Origin of the sequence: Massilia sp. Bi118 (assembly GCF_918697865.1) — a bacterium.
In the GTDB taxonomy this organism is placed as follows: Bacteria; Pseudomonadota; Gammaproteobacteria; order Burkholderiales; family Burkholderiaceae_D; genus Telluria.
On sequence record NZ_CAKKMV010000008.1, the window covers coordinates 47,770 to 64,587 of the forward strand.

Sequence of the window (16,818 nt, forward strand, 5' to 3'; positions counted from 1 at the left end):
AGAGAGAAGACAATGAAATTGAAGCAGATCGTGCTCGCGCTCGGCCTGGCGGCCGCCGCATCCGCGCCGGCTTTCGCCGCCAATGCCACCGCGCCGAAAGCCGCATCGCCCGCCTTCGACCGCAAGGCCTACAGCATCGCCTACAAAAAATTCGTGCTGCCGAACGGCCTGACCCTGCTGGTGCATGAAGACCACAGCGTGCCGGTGGTCGGCGTGAACGTCTGGTACCACGTCGGTTCGCGCAACGAGAAGCGCGGCAAGACCGGCTTCGCCCACCTGTTCGAGCACTTCTTCTTCAATGGTTCGGAGAATTACCCGCACGGCTTCCGCGAGGCGATGGACGACCTCGGCGCCAACAACCGCAACGGCACCACGAATACGGACCGCACCAACTTCTTCGAAGACGTCCCGACCTCGGCGCTGGAACGCACGCTGTTCCTCGAGTCGGACCGCATGGGCTTCCTCGGCAATTACATCTCGCAGGCCATGCTGGAGCGCGAGCGCGGCGTGGTGCAGAACGAAAAGCGCCAGGGCGACAACCAGCCCTACGGCAAGGTGCGCTACGAATTCGCGGCCAAGATGTACCCGTACTCGCACCCGTATTCGTGGACCACGATCGGCAGCATGGACGACCTGAACGCCGCTTCGCTGGAAGACATCCGCGAGTGGTACCGCACCTACTACGGCCCGAACAACGCGGTGCTGTCGCTGGCCGGCGACATCACCCCGGAACGCGCGCTCGAACTAGTGAACAAGTACTTCGGCGCGCTGCCGCCGGGACCGCCGCTGCCGCGCACCGAGACCTGGATCCCGGTGCTGGACCGCGACATCCGCGACGAGATGCAGGACCAGGTACCGCAGGTGCGCGTCTACCGCCGCTGGCATGCCGCCGCGTGGAAGGATGCCGATGTGGCGCGCCTGCAGCTGCTGGGCGACGTGCTGGCCGGTTCAAAGAGCGCGCGCCTGGACAAGCGCCTGGTGTACGAAAAGGGCCTGGCCACCAGCGTCTCCGCCGGCGTGGGGGACAGCGAATTGGGCGGCAGCTTCGGCATCACCGTGACGCTGAAGAACGGTGCCGACCAGGCCGAGGTGGAACGCGAAGTCGACCGCATCGTGGCCGAGCTGCTGGAAAAGGGCCCCACAAGCGAGGAACTGGCGCGCGTAAAAACCCGCGAGCTGGCCGACTTCTCGCGCAGTCTCGAGCGCCTGGGCGGCTTCGGCGGCCGCGCCGACGTGCTGGCCGAGAGCATGACCTACGGCGGCAGCCCGGACGCCTACCTGACCCGCCTCGAGCAGATGGCGAACGCCACCCCGGCGGAAGTGAAGGCTGCCGGTAACCGCTGGCTGCGCGCACACCACTACACGATGACGGTCAAGCCGTATCCGAAACTGGTGGCGACCAAATCGACCTTCGACCGCAAGCAGCTCCCTGGCTTGGGCCAGGCGCCCGACGTCAGCTTCCCGGCCATGCAGCGCGCCCAGCTGAAGAACGGCTTGAAGGTCGTGCTGCTGGAACGCCATGGCGCACCGATCGTCAACGCCGCACTGGTGCTGGACGCCGGCGCCGCCGCCGATCCGGCCGGCAAGGAAGGACTGGCTTCGCTGAGCCTTGGCCTGATCGACAAGGGCACGAAGACGCGCAACGCGTTTCAGCTGTCGGATGCGCTGGAATCGCTGGGCGCCGACATCAGCACTTCTACCAGCCAGGACCAGTCGGTGGTGCGCCTGAAAGCCACCAGCGCCAACCTGGCGCCCTCACTGGCGCTGATGGCCGACGCCGCCCTCAACGCCACCTTCCCGCAAGACCAGGTCGAGCTGGCCAGGCAGCGCCGCCTGGCCCAGGTGGGGCAGGAAAAGGCCCAGCCGACCGCGCTCGCGGTACGCGTGATCCCTGGCATCCTGTACGGCGCGAACCACGCCTACGGCCGCCCGGCTTCCGGCACCGAAGCCAGCAACCAGACCATCGGCCGCGACGACGTGGCGCACTGGCATGATGCCTGGTTCCGTCCGGGCAGCGCGACCCTGGTCGTGGCCGGCGACACCACGCTCGAGAAGCTGGTGCCGGCGCTGGAGTCCAGCTTCGGCAAGTGGCAGGCCGGCAGCGCCCCCGCCAAGCAGGTGCCAAGCGTGCCGGCTACCGCGGGCAAGCGCGTCTACCTGATCGACAAGCCGGAAGCGCCGCAGTCGACCATCGTCGCCGCCCACGTCTCGCTGCCCGCCGGCCAGCCGGACGAATTGGCGATCCAGGCGGTGATGCACAACTTCGGCGGCATGGCGACCTCGCGCCTGAACCGTAACCTGCGCCTCGATAAGCACTGGAGCTACGGCACCACCGCGCGCATGATCGACATGCGCGGCCAGCGCAGCTTCCTGGCGCTGGCGCCGGTGCAGACCGACAAGACGGTCGAAGCGATGCAGGAAGTGGCGAAGGAGATCCGCGACATCGCCGGCCAGCGTCCGATCGCCGGCGAGGAGTTCGACAGCGTGATGCGCAACGTGACTTCGCGCCTGCCGGGCCGCTTCGCCACGCTGGATGCGCTGGAAGGCGCGGCCATCACCAGCATCAACCTCGGCCTGCCGGACGATTACTGGAGCCGCTACGCCGGCGGCATGCGCTCGCTGAACGACAAGCAGCTGGCCGGCGCCGCCACGCGCTACGTGCACCCGGACGAAGTCGTGTGGCTCGTGATCGGCGACCTGCGCAAGGTCGAGCCGGGCATCCGCAAGCTGGGCTGGGGCGAGGTGACGGTGCTGGACGCGGACGGCAAGCCGGTGCGCTGAGTTCAGCCCAGCGTACGGTGCAGGAAAACGTCGATCGCCCGTGAAGTGGCGGTCGACGCGCTGACGTGCGGGCAGTGGCCCTGGTCGTCGATGACGCGCAGGCTGCTGTTCGGCATGTGGCGCAGCATGTAGTCGCCGACTTCGCGCGGGACGATCAGGTCGTCGCTGCATTGCAGGATCAGCGACGGCACGGTCGAGTGCAGCAGGTCGGCGCGGTGGTCGGACAGGAAGGTCGCGCGCGCGAAGTGGCGGGCGATGCCCTGGTCGTTGCGCATGAACGTGTCCACCAGTTCCGCGGTCAGCTCGGCGCGCGAAGCGCCCATCAGCACCGGCGCCATGCGCCGCGTCCACGCCGGAAAATCGTCGTCCATCGAGGCCAGCATCGATTCGAGGTCGTCGAGGTTGAAGCCGCCTATATAGTCGCCGTCGTTGAGATAGCAGGGTGACGGCCCCACCATCACCTGCGCCACGAAGCGCTCGGGCGCCTTGTTCGCCGCCAGCAGGCCGATCGTCGCGCTGACCGAATGGCCGACGAAGACCACCGGCCCGGCCGAGCAGGCCTCCAGGATGTCCAGCAGATCGTCGGCATGGCCGTGCAGGCTGCCGTGCCGCGTGCGGTCGTAGGCCGCGCGGTCGGAGGCGCCGCTGCCGGTGAGGTCATACAGGACGGTACGAAAACGGTCCTGGTAAGCCGGCGCGAGCAAACGCCACATGCTCTGGTCGCAGCCGAGGCCATGCGCGAACACCATGGTCGCGTGGCCGGCACCGGCAATATGGACGTTGTTGCGGAATTGAACAGACATCGACAATCAAATTCGTCAAAAGAGATAGTACGAATTATAATATTTTCCCGTGTTGCATACGTGCGGCCACGCACCGCCGCGCGCACCGGAACTGCGGTATACTGTTCATCCATACAGTATTTACTGCACAATGGAACTCAAAGACAAGCTCGAGATCCTGGCCGACGCGGCCAAATATGACGCTTCCTGCGCCAGCAGCGGGGCGCCGAAACGCGATTCGGTCGACAAGGATGGCCTGGGCGCCACCAATGGCATGGGCATCTGCCACAGCTATACGCCGGACGGCCGCTGCGTATCGCTGCTGAAGATCCTGCTGACCAATTTCTGCATCTACGATTGCCAGTATTGCGTCAACCGCCGGACCTCGAACGTGCCGCGTGCCCGCTTCTCGGTCGAGGAAGTGGTCAAGCTGACCCAGGATTTCTACCTGCGCAACTACATCGATGGGCTCTTCCTCAGTTCCGGCATTATCCAGTCCAGCGATTACACGATGGAACAGCTGGTCGAGGTGGCGCGGCGCCTGCGCGAAGAGCACCAATTCCGCGGCTACATCCACCTGAAAACCATCCCGGATGCCGATCCGCGCCTGATCGAACTGGCCGGCAAGTACGCCGACCGCCTGTCGGTGAACATCGAGCTGCCGACCCAGGACAGCGTGTCGCGCCTGGCGCCTGAAAAGAACGTCCACACCATCAAGCTGGCGATGGGTTCGATCCGCACCAGGCTCGATGAAAAGGACGACCACCCGAAGGCGCCCGTCTTTGCGCCGGCCGGGCAGAGCACCCAGATGATCGTCGGCGCCGACGCCAGCGACGACCAGACCATCCTGAATACGGCCCAGACCCTGTACGGTTCGTACAAGTTGAAAAGGGTTTACTACTCGGCCTTCAGCCCGATCCCGCAGAGCCCCAGCAGCGTGCCTTCGGCCCCGCCGCCGCTGCTGCGCGAGCATCGCCTTTACCAGGCCGATTTCCTCCTGCGCGGCTACGGCTTCACGGCCGGCGAACTGATGCCGGCGGCCGGCAACCTGGCGCTCGACATCGACCCCAAGCTGGCCTGGGCATTGAGCAACCGCGAGCATTTTCCAATGGACCTGAACCGCGCCGACGAGAGCATGATCGCGCGTGTGCCGGGCATCGGCCTGCGCTCGGCCAAGCGCCTGATCGACCTGCGGCGGCTGCGCCGCATCCGCTGGGAAGATCTGTCCCGCCTGCGCTGCAGCCTGAAGAAGCTGGCGCCCTTCGTGGTGACCGCGGACTACAAGCCGGCGTCAGGCGCGGCGTCTTCCGAACTGCTGCGGCGGAACATGGCCGACGCGCCGCAGCAGATGAATCTGTGGCCGGAGCTGCAGGCAGCATGAGCGCGATCGAGCAGCTGCGCGCAGGCCAGCCGCTGCTGGTCGAGACCTTCGCCGAATGGCGCGAGGCGGCGCGCGAGCTGCTGGTCCACGACGTGCCGCCGGAAGCCGTCACCTGGAGCACGCCGTATGCGGGCGGCGACCTGTTCTCGGGTGCGCCGCCTGCGGCTGGGCAGCCGCATAATCCAGCCGGCATACCGCCTGTGGCCTCAGGCGCGCCACGCCACGGGCCGAGACACAGCGCTCCCAGCATTCCGCGCTCGCTGATGGACATGCTGCAAAGCGCCGCCTGCTGCCGCGTGCCGGACCGCTGGGCCTTCCTGTACCGCGTCATCTGGCGCTGGCAGCAGGGCGAGCATGACGTGCAGTCGCCGGCCGACGAAGACGGCGCGCGCCTGAATGCGATGGTGAAGGCGGTGCGGCGCGAGGAGCACGACATGCATGCCTACATCCGATTCCGCGAACGCGCGCCCGAAGCCGGGCCGCCCCGCTTCGTCGCCTGGTACGAGCCGCAGCACGACGTGCTGCCGCAGGTGGCGGAACACTTTGTCTCGCGCATGGGCAAGGTCAGCTGGATGATCGCCACGCCCGAAGCCAGCGTGCTGTGGGATGGCCAGACCCTGCACAACACCGGCCCGCTGGTGAAGAATTCCGAGGATCTCGAAGACACGGGGGAGGCCTTGTGGCTGACCTACTACCGCAGCGTGTTCAACCCGGCGCGCCTGAACCAGGCGGTGATGCAGCAGCACATCCCCTCGCATCGCTGGAAAAATTTGCCAGAAGGTAAAATCGTGACCCACATGATTTCGGAAGCGGCGCGTGGCGCGCGCAAGGTCGGCCAGTACGAGGCCGTCGGCCAGCGCAAGGGCACGACCATCCCGATCGCCCCCGAGGATGCGCAGCCGGAGCGCCAGCAGCCTTCGAAGCTGGACGAATGCCGCCGTTGCGAGCTGTGGCAGTTCGCCACCCAGGCGGTGGGTGGTGAGGGACCGAAGAAAGCAAAGATCATGTTCGTCGGCGAGCAGCCGGGCGACCAGGAAGACCTGGCCGGCCAGCCCTTCGTGGGGCCCGCCGGCAAGCTGCTCGACCAGGTCTGCGAGAAGGCCGGCGTCGACCGCGACACCATCTACGTGACCAACGCCGTCAAGCATTTCAAATGGGAGCCGCGCGGCAAGCGCCGCCTGCATAAAACCCCGGCGCAGAAGGAGATCGAGGCCTGCCACTACTGGCTGGACAAGGAACTGGCCCACGTGAAGCCGACCGTGATCGTGGCGCTGGGCGCGACCGCGCTGAAGTCCGTGATGCGCACCGCGAACGTGACCTTGAAGAATTCGATCGGCCACCCGGTCTTCCACGAAGGGCACTGGATCGTCACCACTTACCACCCCTCGTACGTGCTGCGTGTGCCGGGCGAGGAGGCCAAGCGCGAAGCTTTCCAGACCATGGTGGACAGCCTGAAGCTGGCCCACGATCTGCTGAACCGGCAGCCGGAAGAGCCGCCGGCGTCGAACTACCCCTGAGCTATCCCTGGACGATGCCGAAGGGCAGGGCGCGCGTGGAAGCCTGGCGCCAGCGGGAACGCAGCCAGAGCAGCATCAGCGCGATGACGACGAAGCGGAACAGGATGCCGACCAGGCCTGCTTCCGGGCCGTAGGCGCCGCCGGTCAGCCATGCCGGCCCGAGGTCCTGGACCTGTTGCAGGCCGCCTGCCGCCATGCCGCTTACCGGGAACCCGAGCACCGGACCCTGGACGAAATTCCAGGCGAAGTGGAGGCCGATCGCCAGCCAGAGGCTCCCACCGAGCAGGAAGGCGGCGCCGTAGATGACGCCGCCGAGCGCGTTGCCGAGCACGGACAAGGGCGTCGCCCCCGGATTGCTCAGATGGATGCAGCCGAAGGCCAGCGCCGACAGCAGGATGGCGAGCGTGCGGCGTCCGCGCAGCGCCAGCACCAGGCCGGACAGGAGCAGGCTGCGCATCAGGATCTCCTCCTTCAGGCAGGCAGCCGCCTTGCCGGCAAACCAGATGCCGAGCTCGCCGAAGGCCAGCCGCGGCAAGGGGACGATGCGTACGCCGCCCAGCGCGTATTCGGCGCCGAGGATGCCCAGCATGGCCAGGCTCGTGATCGCGGTCCCCACGACGAGGTCGCGTCCGGCGCCGGCATCCCAGCACAGGCCGAGTCCGCGCAGCACCGGCTGGCCGCGCGCGCGCCAATAACGGATGGCATAGGCGCCAAAGCCGAGGGCCGCCACCAGCATCATCACTTCCACTGCCATTCCCAGCGTCATCGGGCTCTCCTGCGTGAACGAAGGGCCGACTCTACAAAAGGCAAAAGCCATTGTCAAAAAGTAATTCCAGGGGCCGGCAGGATGTCACAATGTCTATGCAATCTGGATATGCACAGCTTGTAACATCCTGTTGCGCACCTATCTACGCCGATGCCATTTAGGTAATCTTTGCTCACACAACAATAAAGGGGTCCTCGATGCTTGCTACGCGTATTGCCTGTGTTTTTTCCCTGGGTCTGTTGAGCGCCGCGGCGCTGGCGCAGACCGATCCGCCGTCTGCGTCCGTGGAGCAAGCCGCCGCGCAAGCGCCTGAAGAGGCGCCGTCCCAGGTCCTCGTCTCCGGCAAGCGCCCCGGCCCCGGCATGTGGAAGGTGAGCAAGGATGGCCACGTGATGTGGGTAGTCGGCCTCTATGCGCCGCTGCCGCCGAAGATGGAATGGGACGACAGCCGGGTCGAGCGCCTGATCGGACAGTCGCAGGAAGTGCTGGGGCCGCCCGGGGCCGGCGTCGGCGTCGGCTGGTGGGGCGGGCTGAAGGCGCTGACAGCGTTGCCGTCCATCGTCGGCATGGTGAAGAACCCCGACGGTGCCAAGCTGCATGACGTGCTGCCGGCCGACGTCTATGCACGCTGGAGCGTGCTGAGGCAGAAGTACATCGGCGACGATGACAGCGGCGAAAGCCTGCGCCCCTTCTTTGCTGCGCAAATGCTGCAGCAGGCCGGGATGAAGAAGAGCGGGCTGTCCGGCGGCATCGAGGTGCGCAAGCAGATCGAATCTCTCGCCAAGAAGCGCGACGTGAAGCTGACCCCGACCGGTTATTCGGTGAATCTCGACGATCCGGCCCGCGTGATCAGGGACTTCAAGAATTCGCAGATGGAAGACACGGCCTGCTTCACCAAGACATTGGCGCGCTTCGAAGGCGACATCGACGCGATGCGCATGCGCGCCAACGCCTGGGCCAACGGCAACATCGCCGAGATCAGCAATCTCGATTACGCCGAGCGCGAGGACGCCTGCAACGACGCCATCCTGAACAGCCCGGCGGCCCAAAAACACCCGGCCTTCCAGAACCTGCGCGAGCGGCGCCTCGAATCCTGGCTGAAGGCGGCCGAACGTTCACTGGCCAACAACACGTCCACGGTTGCCATGCTGCAGATGAGCGACATCCTGGGACCGAAGAGCTACCTGGCCGCGCTGCAGGCCAGGGGTTATACCGTCGAGAGCCCGAAATGAGCGTCTAACAAAGCGCCCCATGGCGGCGTTGCATCGTCTCGCCGTACTAGCGTACTGTCTTCGACGATGCGCTTTGCCCTGGGGCGTTTGTTAAACGCTCTTAAGACGGGTCGCCCGGCGCCCCGAACACTTCTTCGCGCGACGCCGCCTGGGCCACGCGCGTGCCGGGCGCCACGTCGTGGGTCAGCCACACGTTGCCGCCGATGACCGCGCCCTTGCCGATCGTGATGCGGCCCAAGACAGTGGCGCCGGCGTAGATGACGACGTCGTCCTCCAGGATCGGATGGCGCGGCAGGCCTTTCTGCAGGCTGCCGTCGGCATTCGTCGGGAAGCGCTTGGCGCCGAGGGTGACGGCCTGGTACAGGCGCACGCGCTGGCCGATGACGGCGGTCTCGCCGATCACGACGCCGGTGCCGTGGTCGATGAAGAAGCCGGCGCCGATCTTCGCGCCGGGATGGATGTCGATGCCGGTGGCGGCGTGCGCCAGTTCGGAGATGATGCGCGCCAGCAGCGGCAGGCCCAGTTCGTACAGGCGGTGCGCAAGCCGGTAATGGATCATCGCCAGCACCCCGGGATAGCACAGCAGCACTTCGTCGACGCTGCGCGCGGCCGGGTCGCCCTGGTAGGCGGCCAGCACGTCGCTGTCGACCTGCACGCGCACGTCCGGCAGTGCGGCGCCGAAGGCCTGGGTGGCCGCCAGCGCCTGGCTGGCGATGTCGCCGTCGGTGCGCTGCTGCAGGGCGGCGCTGTAGTGCAGCTCGATCTGCACCTGGCGCAGCAGCGAGTGCAGGGCGGAATCGAGGGCGTGGGCCACGTGGATGTCTTCGCTTTCGCGGCGCAGGCCCGGCGGCCCCAGGCGCATCGGGAACAGCACGCCCTTCAGCTGGGCGACGATCTCCGCCAGCGCATCGCGCGACGGGAACTCGATGCCGCGCACCTCGCCGGCGGGACGGTGGGCCTGGCGCCATTGCTGGCGGGCGTCGTGCAGGTCGCGCACGATCGCGCCGATATCGAAGTGAGCCATCAGATTTTCCTTGAATGAATATTAACTTCCCCATCTTAGGCGGCATCAACGAGGGGGGAGTCGGGATTTGTCAAACCGGCTAGAACCCGCGTAGAATGTAGGCAACGCGGGTGTAGTTCAATGGTAGAACGGCAGCTTCCCAAGCGTGCGACTCGCGTCGCGAAGGTACGCCAAGGCCTTCACACTACGGTTCAAAAGTGTGAAAACCCAGTGCGCCACTCGGTAGGTGGGGTGGAATTTCAGTAGTTTCTGAAGCGACGAAGGCTGTACAAGCAATTGTCTTGAGGTGCGTCAATGACCTGCAAGACCGAGGGTTCAGCCCCTCGTAGCCTAGGAGCGGGGCGTCACTGGCAACGGTGGGGTCCTAAAGCGCTCCAACAACGTAACCGCCCTTCGGGGTACGGAGACACCGCGAGGCGTTTTTCGTGAGTTCGGTAGTTGCGACCGGATGAGGTGCTAGGCTGGGTTGGATGGTTAACGTAAAGTGAACTGCTATTAAACGTCGTCAAGCTGGACGAGCCGTGCAATGGTAGTAGGCTCGACGTGATCGGTTGTCTGCTTGCTTGGTGCAGACACGCTGACGTGGGTATCACCGGCGAAAAGGCAGAACCTTCCCAATCTCGTTGTTTGTACGGAACGAGGTAAGCCTGATGTGCTGTCTGGCTAGCTTGGCAGACTAGGACAAGCTGTAAAGGCGGACCGAAGGCGCAGCAGGTAAAGGATGATGGAAAAAGCGAATGCCTTTCTGTAATGGAAGGGATAGGGGATGAAATGATTGCCCTGACGCGAAAGCGTGCAGACTTCCATCTGGTGATCTGTCGCAAGACAGGTCTGTTGATCGCACCCATCGGGGACGCACGCCCCCTTGGGGGATAAGTGCGTCTATCCCTTTGGGATTGTGCGGGTGTAGCTCAATGGTAGAGCAGAGGCTTCCCAAGCCTACGACGAGGGTTCGATCCCCTTCACCCGCTCCAATCGACCGGAGGTTGATATGGACGCAAGTCTTCATGATTGTGATATTGCCTCCACAGGCTGGCAAACCTGGCACGACATCAGTTGGGTCAAGGTTTATCAGGCTGTCGCGAGGATACAGGCACGCATTGCGAAGGCAGTAAAAGCAGGTGAATGGCGGAAGGTTCGCTCCCTGCAGAGACTCCTGACCAAATCCTCTGGAGCGAAAGCTCTGGCAGTGAGGCGGGTGACGGAGAATCGTAACCGAAAAACTCCTGGTGTGGATTCGCAAACCTGGAGCACCCCGGAAGAGAAGTGGCAAGCGCTGAACGGTCTCGACAGCAAGAGATACAAGCCTCTGCCATTACGTCGCATCTATATCCCGAAAGCCAATGGTGGGAAACGTCCCTTGGGCATTCCAACCATGCGTGATCGGGCAATGCAAGCGCTGCATCTGCTGGCGCTGGATCCTGTCGCTGAAACAACTGGAGATCCGGACTCTTATGGGTTCCTTCGCGAACGCTCGACGACCGATGCGGTGCAGCAGGTACGCAACGCAACAGGTCGGGAAGCGTCTCCAAAATGGATTCTTGAAGGGGACATCAAAGGATGTTTCGACAACATCAATCATGACTGGCTGATCGCCAACGTCTGCATGGACAAAGCGATTTTAAAGAAGTGGCTGAAATCAGGATTCATCGAGTCAGGACGCATGTTTTCGACCCAAGCCGGTACGCCACAGGGAGGCATCATTTCCCCCGTGCTGGCAAACTTGGCCCTGGATGGCCTGCAGAAAGCGTTGGCCGATCTGTTCCCGACAGTGAGGTCAGCAAGGGCTGCAAAGGTCAACCTGGTCCGGTACGCGGATGACTTCATCATTACCGGAAGCTCGCGAGAGCTGCTGGAAGATGTGGTCAGGCCCTTGGTAGAGAAGTTCCTTGCTGCCAGAGGGTTGGTCCTCTCGAAGACGAAGACCAAGGTCACTCATGTGACCGAAGGATTCGACTTTCTGGGATGGAATGTACGGTTCTTCGACTGCGGCTTGCTGGTACAGCCGTCGAAGAAGAACCAGAAGGCATTTCTCGACAAGATCCGCGACCTGCTGAGGTCGAGAAAGGCTGTGGCTCAGACGCAGGTGATCGAAGAACTCACCCCCGTCATCAGGGGATGGGCCAACTATCATCAAAGTCAGAACGCAACCCGGGCGTTTGCAAAGTGCGACCATCAAATCTGGCAAGCGTTGTGGCGCTGGGCGTGCAGACGCCATCCCACCAAAGGCAAGCGGTGGATCAAGCAGCGTTACTTCAGGTGTATCAGGGGACGCCAATGGCGTTTCGCGGACAAGGACAAGTTGCTGCCGGTCTTGGGTGATTACAAGCTGCACAATCACATCAAGATAAGAAGCGAAGCGAATCCTTACGACCCTCAGCATGACGAGTACTTCTCCAAACGGCTTGGTCAGCGCATGGAAAGAACTTTCGAGGGACGCCGCAAGTTGCGATGGCTGTGGTGGTGGCAGGAAGGTCTTTGTCCGGTATGCGATCGGAAGATTACACGCGAGACAGGGTGGCATCTGCACCATATCGTCAAGCGATCCGAACGTGGATCGGACAAGCTGACCAACCTGATACTGCTGCATCCTGACTGTCACAGGCAGCATCACGCCAACGAGAAAAACGGTCCTGCCGGCATCTCCATGTTCAAGGGGTGCTGACGGATTGCTTGAGCCGTATGCGGGGAAACTGTGCGCCGTGAAAGCGGCGAATCGAATTCTTGCCACAGGCAAGGGAAGTCGGAAGAGATACTTCCGGGTCATCAGTCTTACCGGACGGCGAAAGCCTTAAGGGACAAGAGCATGACTGAAAAGCGCAGGGCTGGCGAACATACCAGACCGGTCGCTGTGCAAGACCCGCGCAATATGGTTAAGGCTGAATTGCTTGAACCCCAGACCCCAGCGATGAAATCCGCACTTCCTCCGCCACGGTATGTAAGGGCGGTGCCAATGGGATCAGTCGAAACAAGTTTCGTCGACTGAAAATCTTCCCCCATTGGGCGACGACCAGCGAGGTCGTTCAAGGAGTTGAACGGGGAACCTAAGTTGCGCTGTCGTTCGGTTCGTACGAACACGGGATCACCTTCCGGCCGCGAGGCCGATGGTGACGGAGTGGCCGTAGTAGTCCGAGGACGGGAAAGCCGTCTACATGGCGAAGGGCCACAGGTGATGTGATGTCCAGATATGGAGGTAGCCGAAATGGCAACGATCGAAAATATCCTGGCCGTCTATTCAGAGCGTGGTGAACAACGACTACCACTGGAGGGTGTATACCGGCAGCTGTATCGACCGGACCTCTACCTCCGTGCGTATGGGCGAATCTACCGTAATGATGGGGCATTGACTCCAGGTGCCACGGCAGAAACCGTGGACGCTATGTCGTTGGAGAAAATCGGGAACATTACCGGCCATCTTCGGCGGGAAACCTACCGGTGGACACCAGCGAGGCGGACGTATATTCCAAAGAAGAGAGGTAAGCGTCCGTTAGGGCTGCCGACGTGGTCGGACAAGCTGACACAGGAAGCAGTTAAAACCCTGTTGGAGGCGTACTACGAACCCCGTTTCAGCGACCTCTCCCACGGCTTTCGACCTGGGCGTGGATGTCACACAGCGTTGCGGGAAATAACCCAGCGTTGGCGCGGCGTGAAATGGTTCATTGAGGGTGACATCAAAGGGTGCTTCGACAACATCAATCATGAAGTACTGTTGTCGATACTCGGCGAGGACATTCACGATAACCGCCTTTTGCGTCTCGTCTCCAATATGCTGAAGGCTGGGTATTTGGAAGATTGGCGGCACCATCAGACCTTGAGCGGTACACCCCAAGGCGGTGTGATTAGTCCGCTACTTTCGAATATCTATCTGGATCGATTGGATCGGTTTGTAGAGAACACCTTGCTTCCGAAGTACAACAAAGGTGCGCGACGCAGGAATAACCCGGTATATAAGGCGCTGCTAAACGCGTCGAAGGCAGCCGGAGACAAAGGTGATCACGAGAAGGCACGGGAATTGCGCAAGCAAGCCCGGCAAATGCCGTCGCGTGACCCCGAGGACCCGGACTTTCGACGGCTTTGGTATGTGCGGTATGCCGATGACTTTCTGCTCGGATTCAGCGGCCCGAAGCAAGAAGCCGAGGAGATCAAGCAACAACTCAGGGACTTCCTCCGCGAAACATTGCGGTTGGAGATGTCTGAGGAAAAGACCTTGATCACCCACGCCAAGACGCATCCGGCGCGGTTCCTGGGCTACGAGGTGACGGTGCTCGACTCCAATGTGAAGCTTGACCAGCGTGGTCAACGCAGCATCAACGGGGCCGTGCGGCTGAAGGTACCAATGGATGTAATAAGGGAGCGGTGCCGGCGATATATGCGAAGGGGCAAACCAACGCACCGTGCGGAACGGCTGACGAACGAGGATTTCAGCATCGTCACGCAATACCAAGCGGAATACCGGGGGTTCGTCCAGTACTACCTGTTGGGCTTCAACGCTCATAGGCTTTGGGAAGTCCACCGCGTCATGCGGCATTCGTTACTAGCGACCTTGGCCAACAAGCACCGTGCGTCGATTGCAGTTTTGGCGCGGAAGTTGAGTGCGGACGTGGCCGTGCCTTCGGGCACAGTCAAAGCAATGATGGTAGTGAAGGAACGAAAGGACGGAAAGAGGCCACTGGTGGCGATGTTCGGGGGCATATCTCTGGCATGGCGCAAGGAAGCGGTCATCGATGACAATCCGAAGCAGGTGTTCAACGGGTTGCGCAGCGAGGTCGTGTCCCGCCTGTTAGCCGAGGAGTGCGAAGTCTGCGGTACACGGGACGGACCATTCCAAGTTCATCATGTACGGAAGCTGGCCGACCTGGACCAACCGGGGCGGAGGGAAAAACCTCTGTGGGTTAAGCGGATGGCTGCACGCAGACGCAAGACCCTCGTTACCTGCATACCGTGCCACGAGGAGATTCACCGAGCCCCGTGGCTTCAGAAAAGGCGTCACTGGAAAGCCGGATGAGATCGAAAGACTCACGTCCGGTTTGGGGAGGGGTGTCCGGAAAAGTACCGCGCAAGCGGCAACTCGCCGGCTCCCTACTCCACTGCACGTACGGTTCTTAGGGGAGGGGGAAACCGCGAGGTTTTCTCCTTACCCAACTTCATACGAGGGTTCGATTCCCTTCACCCGCTCCAGTCGCTCCCGCCTTTACACCCCCGTAGTGCGGCTCCCATCTTGAAACTATGGCAAACTCGGGTCTTCCTCCGACCTGACTTGACCATGCAACAACACGCCCCGCGGCCCGAAGATCCATTGCACGACACTGACAGCCTTGCCGGCTCGCTCATGTTCCTGAGCGGAGGCGGCGAGGCCGGGGCACTGATGCGCAGCCAGGACTGGAGCGAGTCGCCGCTCGGGCATCCGCGCACCTGGCCGCAGGCGCTGCGCACCCTGGTCGGGCTGATGCTCAACTCGGGGTTTCCGATGTTCGTCGCCTGGGGCGAGGAACTCGGCTTCCTGTACAACGACCCCTACCGCGACATCCTGGGCGACAAGCACCCGCGCGCGATGGGACGGCGCTTCCACGACATCTGGGCGGAAATCTGGGACGACATCGGTCCGCTGATCGACCGTGCGCTGCATGGCGAGGCGACCTATGCCGACCGTCTGCTGCTGGTGATGAACCGCCACGGCTATGACGAGCCGACCTGGTTCACCTTTTCCTACTCGCCGGTGCGCGACGAGCACGGCGCCATCCGCGGCATGCACTGCGCCTGCGTCGAGGTCACCGAGCAGGTGCTGGCCGAAAAATACCGCGACGAGGAGAACGAGCGCTTTCGCGCGCTGTTCGAGCAGGCCCCTGGCATCATGGCCGTTCTGCGCGGGCCCGACCACGTGTTCGAACTGACCAACCAGTCCTACCTGCAGCTGATCGGCCATCGCCAGATCGTCGGCAGGGCCGCGCGCGACGCGCTGCCGGAAGTGACCGGACAGGGCTTCTTCGAGCTGCTCGACCGCGTCTACACCACCGGCGAACCCTTCGTCGGCCACGCCCTGCCGCTGCGCGTGCAGCTCGAGCCGGGCGGGCCGCTGGTGGAGCGCTTCGTCGACTTCGTCTACCAGCCGATCCGCGACGCCGGCGGCGCCGTCTCCGGCATCTTCGTCGAGGGCAGCGACGTCACCCTGCGCAAGCAGGTCGAGGACGAGCTGCGCGCCGCCAACCGCCAGAAGGACCAGTTCCTCGCCATGCTGGCCCATGAGCTGCGCAATCCGCTGGCGCCGATCATGACCGCGGCCCAGCTGCTGAAGGTCGGCAGGCTCGATGCGCGCAGCGTGGCCAACGCCAGCGAGATCATCGCGCGCCAGGCCGCCCACATGACCGACCTGGTGAACGACCTGCTGGACGTCTCGCGCGTCACCCGCGGCCTGGTCACGCTCGAGAAGGAAGAGCTGGACCTGAACGTGATCGTGTCCGCCGCAGTGGAGCAGGTGCGTCCGCTGGTCGACGCGCGGCGCCACTCCCTGACCCTGCAGCTGTCCGGCCGCAGCGCCCACGTGGTCGGCGACCGCACCCGCCTGGTGCAGGTGATCTCGAATATCCTCAACAATGCCGCCAAGTACACCGCGCCGGGCGGCCGCCTCACGCTATCGGTGACGGTGGACGAACAGCGCGTGCTGGTGGCGGTGCGCGACAACGGCGTCGGCATCGCGCCCGACATCCTGCCCTACATCTTCGACCTCTTCACCCAGGCCGAGCGCACCCCTGACCGCTCGCAGGGCGGCCTCGGGATCGGCCTGGCGCTGGTGAAAAGCCTGGTGGCCCTGCATGGCGGCACCGTGCACGCGTCCAGCGACGGCATCGGCGAGGGCAGCGAATTCTGCATCTGCCTGCCGCGCCTCGCGGCGCCGGGCGGCATGGACGACGAGGCGACGCCGTCCGCCGGCCTGCAGGCGCCAGGCGCATTGCGCGTCATGGTAGTCGACGACAACGTCGACGCCGCCCAGATGCTGGCCGCGCTGCTCGAAGTGCAGGGCCATGCCGTCAGCGTCGAATACGACGGCAAGGGCGCGCTCGAACGGGTGCGGCGCGAGCACCATGAGGTGCTGCTGCTCGACATTGGCCTGCCCGACCTGGATGGCTACGAGCTGGCGCGGCGCCTGCGCGGTCAGCCCGAAAGCGCGGATGCGACCCTGGTCGCCCTGACCGGCTATGGGCAGAGCCAGGACCGCAAGGAGGCCGAGCAGGCGGGCTTCGACCACTACCTCGTCAAGCCGGCGGATATGGACCAGGTCAACGAGGTGCTGGCGGCCGCCGCCAAGGCGCACGGGCGTTAGCGGGGCGCCTGCCGGCG

Annotated in this window: 10 protein-coding genes and 1 tRNA gene; 8 read left to right on the forward strand and 3 right to left on the reverse strand. The window is 63.6% G+C overall.

Annotated features, from left to right (window positions below; all coding sequences use genetic code 11):
• The first annotated feature begins 12 nt into the window (after positions 1–12).
• Positions 13–2,781, forward strand: coding sequence for a pitrilysin family protein (locus LQV39_RS13320; protein ID WP_230026271.1), 2,769 nt, complete (start codon positions 13–15; stop codon positions 2,779–2,781).
• 2 nt (positions 2,782–2,783) lie between these two features.
• Here LQV39_RS13320 and LQV39_RS13325 read toward each other — a convergent pair whose 3' ends face one another.
• Positions 2,784–3,584 carry an alpha/beta fold hydrolase gene (locus LQV39_RS13325; RefSeq protein ID WP_230026274.1) on the reverse strand — a complete coding sequence of 267 codons (801 nt, stop codon included), beginning with the start codon at positions 3,582–3,584 and terminating at the stop codon, positions 2,784–2,786.
• A 130-nt stretch (positions 3,585–3,714) separates the two neighbouring features.
• On the opposite strand from LQV39_RS13325, the gene LQV39_RS13330 reads away from it, so the two are divergent.
• Positions 3,715–4,944 (forward strand): putative DNA modification/repair radical SAM protein, encoded by a 1,230-nt coding sequence (locus tag LQV39_RS13330; RefSeq protein ID WP_230026276.1) that lies wholly within the window; start codon positions 3,715–3,717, stop codon positions 4,942–4,944.
• The gene (locus LQV39_RS13335) at positions 4,941–6,461 is read left to right on the forward strand and encodes a UdgX family uracil-DNA binding protein (protein WP_230026278.1); all 1,521 of its coding nucleotides are present in this window, start codon (positions 4,941–4,943) and stop codon (positions 6,459–6,461) included. The genes LQV39_RS13330 and LQV39_RS13335 overlap by 4 nt, the downstream gene beginning before the upstream one ends.
• Before the next feature lies 1 nt (position 6,462).
• Here LQV39_RS13335 and LQV39_RS13340 read toward each other — a convergent pair whose 3' ends face one another.
• Positions 6,463–7,227: a CPBP family intramembrane glutamic endopeptidase gene (locus tag LQV39_RS13340; protein ID WP_230026280.1), complete on the reverse strand. Its 765-nt coding sequence runs from the start codon at positions 7,225–7,227 to the stop codon at positions 6,463–6,465.
• A gap of 197 nt (positions 7,228–7,424) precedes the next feature.
• Between LQV39_RS13340 and LQV39_RS13345 the strand changes: the two genes are divergently transcribed.
• Positions 7,425–8,459 carry a TraB/GumN family protein gene (locus tag LQV39_RS13345; protein WP_230026286.1) on the forward strand — a complete coding sequence of 345 codons (1,035 nt, stop codon included), beginning with the start codon at positions 7,425–7,427 and terminating at the stop codon, positions 8,457–8,459.
• 100 nt (positions 8,460–8,559) lie between these two features.
• Here LQV39_RS13345 and epsC read toward each other — a convergent pair whose 3' ends face one another.
• A complete protein-coding gene (epsC, locus tag LQV39_RS13350; RefSeq protein WP_230026291.1) occupies positions 8,560–9,483 on the reverse strand; it encodes a serine O-acetyltransferase EpsC in 924 nt (307 codons plus the stop codon).
• A gap of 900 nt (positions 9,484–10,383) precedes the next feature.
• On the opposite strand from epsC, the gene LQV39_RS13355 reads away from it, so the two are divergent.
• The 4 genes from LQV39_RS13355 (at position 10,384) to LQV39_RS13370 (ending at position 16,801) form a co-directional block, all read left to right on the forward strand.
• A tRNA-Gly gene (locus tag LQV39_RS13355) sits at positions 10,384–10,457 on the forward strand.
• Positions 10,458–10,474: 17 nt separating this feature from the next.
• A complete protein-coding gene (gene ltrA, locus LQV39_RS13360) occupies positions 10,475–12,148 on the forward strand; it encodes a group II intron reverse transcriptase/maturase (RefSeq protein ID WP_230026299.1) in 1,674 nt (557 codons plus the stop codon).
• Positions 12,149–12,685: 537 nt separating this feature from the next.
• The gene (locus LQV39_RS13365) at positions 12,686–14,488 is read left to right on the forward strand and encodes a reverse transcriptase/maturase family protein (protein WP_230026305.1); all 1,803 of its coding nucleotides are present in this window, start codon (positions 12,686–12,688) and stop codon (positions 14,486–14,488) included.
• A gap of 291 nt (positions 14,489–14,779) precedes the next feature.
• The gene (locus LQV39_RS13370) at positions 14,780–16,801 is read left to right on the forward strand and encodes an ATP-binding protein (protein ID WP_230026310.1); all 2,022 of its coding nucleotides are present in this window, start codon (positions 14,780–14,782) and stop codon (positions 16,799–16,801) included.
• Positions 16,802–16,818 lie beyond the last annotated feature (17 nt).

What these genes read in the sequence shown, in the direction of transcription:
- LQV39_RS13320 (WP_230026271.1), top strand. Translation starts at nt 13, where the DNA reads ATGAAATTGAAGCAGATCGTGCTCGCGCTCGGCCTGGCGGCCGCCGCA.
- LQV39_RS13325 (WP_230026274.1), bottom strand. Translation starts at nt 3,584, where the DNA reads ATGTCTGTTCAATTCCGCAACAACGTCCATATTGCCGGTGCCGGCCAC.
- LQV39_RS13330 (WP_230026276.1), top strand. Translation starts at nt 3,715, where the DNA reads ATGGAACTCAAAGACAAGCTCGAGATCCTGGCCGACGCGGCCAAATAT.
- LQV39_RS13335 (WP_230026278.1), top strand. Translation starts at nt 4,941, where the DNA reads ATGAGCGCGATCGAGCAGCTGCGCGCAGGCCAGCCGCTGCTGGTCGAG.
- LQV39_RS13340 (WP_230026280.1), bottom strand. Translation starts at nt 7,227, where the DNA reads ATGACGCTGGGAATGGCAGTGGAAGTGATGATGCTGGTGGCGGCCCTC.
- LQV39_RS13345 (WP_230026286.1), top strand. Translation starts at nt 7,425, where the DNA reads ATGCTTGCTACGCGTATTGCCTGTGTTTTTTCCCTGGGTCTGTTGAGC.
- epsC (WP_230026291.1), bottom strand. Translation starts at nt 9,483, where the DNA reads ATGGCTCACTTCGATATCGGCGCGATCGTGCGCGACCTGCACGACGCC.
- ltrA (WP_230026299.1), top strand. Translation starts at nt 10,475, where the DNA reads ATGGACGCAAGTCTTCATGATTGTGATATTGCCTCCACAGGCTGGCAA.
- LQV39_RS13365 (WP_230026305.1), top strand. Translation starts at nt 12,686, where the DNA reads ATGGCAACGATCGAAAATATCCTGGCCGTCTATTCAGAGCGTGGTGAA.